Origin of the sequence: Streptosporangium minutum (assembly GCF_002149035.1) — a bacterium.
Taxonomy (GTDB): domain Bacteria; phylum Actinomycetota; class Actinomycetes; order Streptosporangiales; family Streptosporangiaceae; genus Streptosporangium; species Streptosporangium minutum.
This window is the reverse complement of record NZ_NGFP01000373.1, coordinates 1-6,666: the sequence shown is the minus strand read 5'-3', so window position 1 is coordinate 6,666 and position 6,666 is coordinate 1. Positions and strand designations below refer to the sequence as shown.

General features: G+C 73.4%; 4 protein-coding genes and 1 pseudogene. All 5 read right to left on the bottom strand.

The annotated features are described in order from the left end of the window. A partial coding sequence (locus CA984_RS41710) for an amylo-alpha-1,6-glucosidase (RefSeq protein ID WP_278249103.1) occupies window positions 1-1,327 on the bottom strand: 1,327 nt, incomplete at its 3' end. A gap of 141 nt (window positions 1,328-1,468) precedes the next feature. Then, window positions 1,469-2,470 carry an ABC transporter ATP-binding protein gene (locus CA984_RS41705; RefSeq protein ID WP_086578849.1) on the bottom strand — a complete coding sequence of 334 codons (1,002 nt, stop codon included), beginning with the start codon at window positions 2,468-2,470 and terminating at the stop codon, window positions 1,469-1,471. Beyond that, window positions 2,467-3,975 carry an ABC transporter permease gene (locus CA984_RS41700; protein WP_086578848.1) on the bottom strand — a complete coding sequence of 503 codons (1,509 nt, stop codon included), beginning with the start codon at window positions 3,973-3,975 and terminating at the stop codon, window positions 2,467-2,469. Before CA984_RS41700 ends, CA984_RS41705 begins: the two co-directional genes overlap by 4 nt. Continuing rightward, window positions 3,976-4,998, bottom strand: a complete 1,023-nt coding sequence (locus CA984_RS41695; protein WP_086578847.1) for an iron ABC transporter substrate-binding protein — start codon at window positions 4,996-4,998, stop codon at window positions 3,976-3,978. It lies immediately after the preceding gene. A gap of 47 nt (window positions 4,999-5,045) precedes the next feature. Then, window positions 5,046-6,666: pseudogene (locus tag CA984_RS41690) on the bottom strand (hypothetical protein); the annotation flags it as partial.

The window sequence follows — 6,666 nt, the reverse complement described above, 5'->3', positions numbered from 1 at the left end:
AGACGTACCCCTGGACCTCGGCCAGCGCGATGGGCGGGCGGGCCAGGGTGCCGTCGGCGAAGTTGACGCCGTCGAAGGAGTCCTTCCAGCCCTGGTTGAGCAGGCCGTGGTCGGTCCTGCGGCGGTAGGACAGGAACGGGTCGGCCGACCTGGTGATCCAGTCGAGCGCGTCGTCGACGTTCGGCATCAGCTCCTCGACCGCCTCCCCGTGCACGCCCCACCGGCGCAGCTCGCCCAGGAGCATCACGAACAGCGGGGTGGAGTCGACCGAGCCGTAGTAGGCGAGGCCGCCGCGCGGCGAGGCGCCGGCCTGCACGCCGAAGCGGAGCTCGTGCAGGATCTTCCCGGGCTCCTCCTCGGTGAGCGGGTCGTCGATCCTGCCCTGCAGCCGGGCCAGGCGGCGGACGGTGCCGAGCGCCAGGGACTGGTCCAGCGGCAGCGCCATCCACGAGGTCAGCAGCGAGTCGCGGCCGAACAGGGTCATGAACCACGGCGCGCCCGCGGCGATGCTGGGTGGTTCGTCGGGCCTGTCGGGCTCGAACAGCCGCAGTGCCCCCAGGTCCTCCCTGGAGCGGTGCAGGACCTGGGAGAGGGTGCGGTCGCGGGTGCTGAGGCTGGGGCTGAGGCGCGCCCAGTCGGCGCGGCGCCTGGCGGGTTCGGCGTGCTCCACCGGGTGGTGGGTGGAGAACCAGGCGGGCGACTCCTCCCCCTCCAGGATCGGGTTGACCTGCAGGCTGACGGTCCATTCGCCGCGCGCGGGCACGACGATCCGGAAGCCGAGCATGCCCGGGACGGCGAACGGCGCGGGCTCGCCCACCACCCGGGCGCCACGCGAGCGGCTGGCGGAGAAGATCAGCAGCCCCGACCTGTCGGGGGTCATCTCCACGTCGGGCACGTACCGGACCCGGCCGGCCTTCACCTCGAACAGGTCGGCCACGTCCGAGCTGACGTGGATGTCGACCACGCATCCGGCCGGTTCGTCGGACAGGTTGCGCAGGGTCAGGTCCTCACGGATGCCACCCCCGACGTAGCGGTCCCTGATCACCAGCAGGCTGCTCTCCGCCCGCCCCGGCCGCGGCCCCGCCCGGCCGACGAACGTCGCGTGGTACGGCTCGCCCGGGAGCACCCGGAGAGCCTCCACCGGCGCGTCGTCCACCCTCAGCTCCCAGCGTGACAGCAGCCGGGTGTCGGCGTGGTAGACGCCCTGCGCCCCTCCTTGCACGATGTCGCCGCCGCGCGCGCACACGCAGAAGGACCCGCCTTCCACCAAGGTCACCGTGGTGTCGCCCAGGGCGCCGGGCTGGCCTTCGAACGTCCATCCGTTCACTGTCGTCTCCGGGCTGTCAGTCGGGTCTCGGCTCTGTAGCCATTCCCATCTCAGCGGGGAGAAGAACACCTCAGGAGTGGACGGAATGCCCATATAGATCAACGAAACCACTGGTCACAGCCTCGCGGCGGCAGCGAAGCCTCACTCGGGGAAGAACAGCACCGGGCCCTCGACCGTGACGCCCACGCGGTCGCCGGGGCGGTGCGGCACGTCGCCGCGCGTACGGGCCCGGATCACGGTCCCCGGCTCCAGCGCGACCGTGATCGCGGCGTCGTGCCCGAAGAACTCCACCCGCTCGACCAGGCCGCCGACGCCCTCTCCCGGCGCGCGGAGCACGAACTGCTCGGGCCGGAGCGCGACCCGGCCCTTCCCGGCGACCCCGTCGGCCCGCTGCGGCAGGTCGCCGAGCAGGCAGGAGGCGACGCCGTGGTCGGAGGTGGCGGCGAGCACCACCGCCTCCCCCACGAACGTGGCCACGCCCAGATCGCACGGGGCCGCGTAGACCGAGGCGGGGGTGCCCTCCTGGACGATCCGGCCCTCACGCATGACCGCGACGGTGTCGGCCATGGACAGCGCCTCCTCCTGGTCGTGCGTGACGAGCACCGCGGTCGCCCCGGCCCGTTTCAGCGCCGCCCGCACCTCGTCGCGGACGCTCACCCTGAGCGAGCGGTCCAGGGCGTTGAACGGCTCGTCCAGCAGGACCACGCCCGGGTGCGGGGCGAGGGCGCGGGCGAGGGCCACCCGCTGCTGCTGGCCGCCGGAGATCTGGTGCGGCATGCGGTCGCCGAACCCGGCCAGGCCGACCAGCTCCAGGCACTCCTCGACGCGTTCGGCGGATCCGCGCGGCAGCCCGAAGCCGACGTTGCGCGCCACCGACAGGTGCGGGAAGAGCGCCGCCTCCTGCGGCACGATCCCGACCTTGCGCCGCTCGGGCGGCAGCCCGGCCACCTCGCGCTCGCCGATCGCCACCGACCCCGAGTCGAGGCTCTCGAAACCCGCGACGATGCGCAGCAGCGTGGTCTTGCCGCAGCCGGACGGGCCGAGCACCGCGGCGAGGTCGCCCTCCTCCACGGTCAGCGACGCGCCACGCAGCACCCGCGTGCCGCCGAAGGCCTTGGTCACGTCCGTGACGGTCAGTCTCAAGACGTCTCCTTGAGGGATCGGCGGCCCAGGATGAAGCCGGGGACGGCCGCCAGAAGCATGAGCAGGGCGGCGTACGGCGCGGCGGCGGCATAGGCCCCCGAGCCGGTCTCCGCCCATAGCTGGGTGGCGAGGGTCTCCATGCCTGTCGGCCGGAGCAGCAGGGTGGCGGGCAGTTCCTTCATCGCGGTGAGGAACACCAGCGCGGCCCCCGCGAGCACGCCGGGCAGGGCGAGCGGGAGGGTGACGGCGCGGACGGTCTGCAGCGGGGTACGGCCCAGCGACCGGGCGACCTCCTCCAGCACCGGCGGCGACTGGAGGACCGAGGCCCGCACCGCGCCGACCGCGGCGGGCATGAACAGCACGGCGTAGGCGACCACCAGCAGCGGGGAGCGCTGGTAGACGGCCGGGACGTAGCGCACGGCGAAGAACACGAACGACAGCGCCATGACGATGCCGGGCAGCGAATGCCCCACATAGGTGGACTGCTCCAGGAAGGTCGCCGTACGGCCGCGGTAACGCGCCGCGATGATCCCGACCGGTACGGCCAGCGCCGTGGTGAGCAGCGCGCCCGCCGCCGCGACGCCCAGCGTGGCGCCCACCGCCCCGGACAGCTCCCCCAGGTCGACCCGGGCCGAGGAGCCGTTGAGCAGCCAGTAGCCGATGCCGGCCAGGGGGAAGCCGACCGCGAGCCCGGCGAGCGCGGTGGACCAGGCCAGCGCGAGCGCCCTGGTCCCGGCGCGCAGCCGGATGACCGGGGGCCTGCGCGCCGGGTTGCCCCGCATCGCGTAGGAGGCCCTGCCCCGGCTGCGGGACTCCGTCACCACGATCAGGAGTGTGATCAGCACCAGCAGCAGCCCGAGCACCGCCGCCGGGGTGCGGTTGAAGCCCGCCCGGTAGGAGGTGTAGATCTGCGTGGTGAACACGTCGAAGCGCATGATCGCCACCGCGCCGAACTCGGCGAGCACGTACATCGCGACCAGCAGCGCCCCCGCCGCGGCCGAGGGCCGCAGCTGGCGCAGGACGACGCCGGCCCGGCCGCGCCCCAGGGAGAGCGCGACCTCCTCCGTCGCCGGATCCATCCTGCTGAGCGCGGCGGCCACCGGGAGGTAGACGTAGGGGTAGCTGCAGAGCGTGAGCACCAGCACCGACCCGGCGAAACCCTCCAGATCGACCGCGGCCACCCACGTGTAGGCGGCGACGTAGGACGGCACGGCGAGCGGCAGCGCGGCCAGGATGCCGAAGACGCGGCGTCCCGGCAGGTCGCTCCTGATCACCAGCCAGGCCAGCGAGATCCCGACGGCCACGCACAGCACGGTCACCACGGCCGCCAGTCCCAGGCTGCGCAGGGCCAGCTCCAGGGTCCTGGCCCGCAGCAGCGTCCTGGCCACGGCGTCGAGGCCGCCCTCGGCCGAGCGCACCACCAGGTAGCCCACCGGCAGCAGCGCCAGCGCCGCCGTCACGGCGGCGGGCGTCAGCAGCCCCGCGGGGATCCGGCGTACCGACATCTAGACCAGGCCCACGTCTTGCAGCATGGTGATGGTCTGCTCCAGCGAGTCGAGCTTGGACAGGTCCACCTCGGGCCCCTTGAGCGAGTCGAACGGGGGCAGCCCGGGAGCGGTCGGCACGCCGGCGATGAGCGGATACTCCTTGGTGGTGTCGGCGAAGTACTTCTGGGCGTCGGCGCCGAGGAGGTAGTCCATCGCCTTCTTGGCGGCCTCGCCGTGCTCGGTGCCCTTCAGCATGCCCACACCCGCCACGTTGACCAGTGCCCCCGGGTCGCCGCCCGGCAGGTAGGCGAGCCTGGACGGCACTCCGTTCGGCCCGTTCTCGGCCACCTTCTCGTACCAGTAGTAGTGGTTGATCAGGCCGAGCTGGAGCTTGCCGTCGTCCACGGCGTTGAGGATCTCCACGTTGTTCGGGTAGGACTTGGCGCCGTTGGCCTTCATCGCCTCAAGCCACTGCCTGGCCTTGTCCTCGCCGGCGACCACCCGCAGCGCGGTGACGAAGGACTGGAACGACGCGTTGGTCGGGGACCAGCCGACCTTGTCCTTCCACTTGGGGTCGGTCAGCTCGAAGACGCTCTTGGGCGGGGCGACGACCGTGCGGGGGTCGTAGACGATGACGCGGGACCGGCCGGAGACCCCCACCCACGTCCCCTCCGAGCTGCGGTACCTGGCCGCGACCCGGTCCAGCAGCTCCTGGGGCGCCGGCGCGAGCATCTGGTGCTTGCTCAGCGCCCCGAGCGCCCCGGCGTCCTGGGAGAAGAACACGTCCGCCCGGGTGTCCGCGCCCTCTTCGAGGATCTGCGCGGCCAGCTCCGCGCTGTCGCCGTAGCGGACCTGGACGTCCAGGCCGGTGGCGGTCCTCAGCTTGTCGATCAGCGGGCCGACGAGGTTCTTGTTGCGTCCCGAGTAGATCACCAGGGAGTTGTCGTCGAAGCTCTGGCCGTCCCCGCCGGCGCCGCCGCAGGCGGACGCGAGCAGCGCCAGTGGGACGAGAGCGGCGGCGACCAGCCTACGCAGCGACATGGGAGTTCTTCCTTAGTTCGGGGTCCGGTGCTTCGGTGTCCGGAAAGTCATCTGAGGGGGGCCGGGTGGCCGCCACCGCCGTCATCACGGCCCGGGGCGGAGTCGTCCTCATCCGCGCCTCCCTTCATGAGGTACGGCGTGCCGTACGCGATCAGCAGGACGGACGCGAGCGCCCAGGCCAGGTGGAGCGGCCAGAAGCCGTGCCAGCCGAGCCGGTAGTCGGGCAGGAGGTTTCCCAGGAGCCGGTGGAGCGGGGAGCCGACCTGTTCGAAGCCGCTCACCCAGGTGATCCTCCGGGCGTACCCGTCGGCCAGCAGCCACGCGTAGTCGACCAGCCCGGCCACGCCGAGCCCGAGCCCGGCCCATCGGAGCCATCCCGGCCTGCCGGCCAGCAGGACCAGGATGAGCAGCACGGCCAGCGGCAGCACCACGACCGTCTGGCGGCCGGGCCACCAGTAGCCGTGCATGGTCAGCGCGACGAAGGTCGCGGTCAGCCACCCGGCGGCCAGCGGGAGCAGCAGCACCGCGCCGTGCGGGCGCAGGCGCCGGAGCGCGAAGCCGGCGGCGGGCAGGAGCAGCAGCCACGCGGGCTGCCAGGCCGCCAGGCCGTATCCCCTGTCGACCATCAGCCCGACCAGCCGTACGGCCCGGCCCGCGTAGTCGGGGGCGAAGCCCATCACGCCGAACTCGCCGGACTCCTGGAAGTGGTCGCCGCTGGCGTAGACGGTCCAGCCGCCCCAGACGAGGCGGTGGACCCCCAGGTAGACGGCGCCCATGACGGCGAACCCGGCGGCGAGGCCCAGAAGCGGGCGGCGACCGGCACGCAGCCGCCACAGGCCTAGGAGTGCGAGCGCGGCGGCCACCGGGGCGTATTTGACCGACAACCACGGCAGCGCGGTGACCGTCAGGCCGAACACCGCGATGGCCCGCGGCCCCGGCCCGACGACCCGCCCCGCGGGCCCGGAGAGCGGCCCGGCAGGCCCGGCGGCGGCTCCGGCCGTACCCGGGACCGGCTCCGGCGCCGTGGTCGGCGGACGGCCGGCGGGTGGGGCCGCTCCGGCGAAGGCGGGTCCGGTCAGGACGGCCACCGCCGCGAGGGTGGCCAGCGCGGCCGGGAGCTCCGGGTAGACCTGCTGGCCGTAGACCGCGAGGGGGGCGGCGGCCGAGGCGAGGATCACCCCCACCGTGGCGAGTCCCGCGGGGACGGCGAACCGGCGCACCGCCGTCCACAGGGTCAGCGCGGCGAGCGCCCCGGCCATGAGCGCCATGACGGCCTTGGCCGCGATCCAGCCCCCGAGCCCCATCGGGACGGCCAGCAGGATCGGCAGCAGCGGATCGTGCGGGCTGATCTGCGTGCCGCCGGGCAGCACCTCGGTCTGCACCGGCAGGGCTTCGGTCCCCGCCCACGGCATCCAGCGGCCGTCGTCCAGCTCGTCGGTGATGTCGAGGTCGAAGTCCTCGAAGATCGACAACGCGGTCAGCAGGTACTGCGGCTCGTCCACCGCCACATGCGCGCCGAACCGTGCCCGCACCCCGATGCCGAGGAGGGCGGCCACCGTACCGACGACCGCGACCAGAGCCGTCCTCGCCGTCAGCCCGGACCTCCCGGCCCACGCCGTCATCCCGGACCGCCCGGGGGCCCGCCCGGCCCCCGCATCGGGAACGGAC

What these genes read in the sequence shown, in the direction of transcription:
- CA984_RS41700 (WP_086578848.1), bottom strand. Translation starts at nt 3,975, where the DNA reads ATGTCGGTACGCCGGATCCCCGCGGGGCTGCTGACGCCCGCCGCCGTG.
- CA984_RS41695 (WP_086578847.1), bottom strand. Translation starts at nt 4,998, where the DNA reads ATGTCGCTGCGTAGGCTGGTCGCCGCCGCTCTCGTCCCACTGGCGCTG.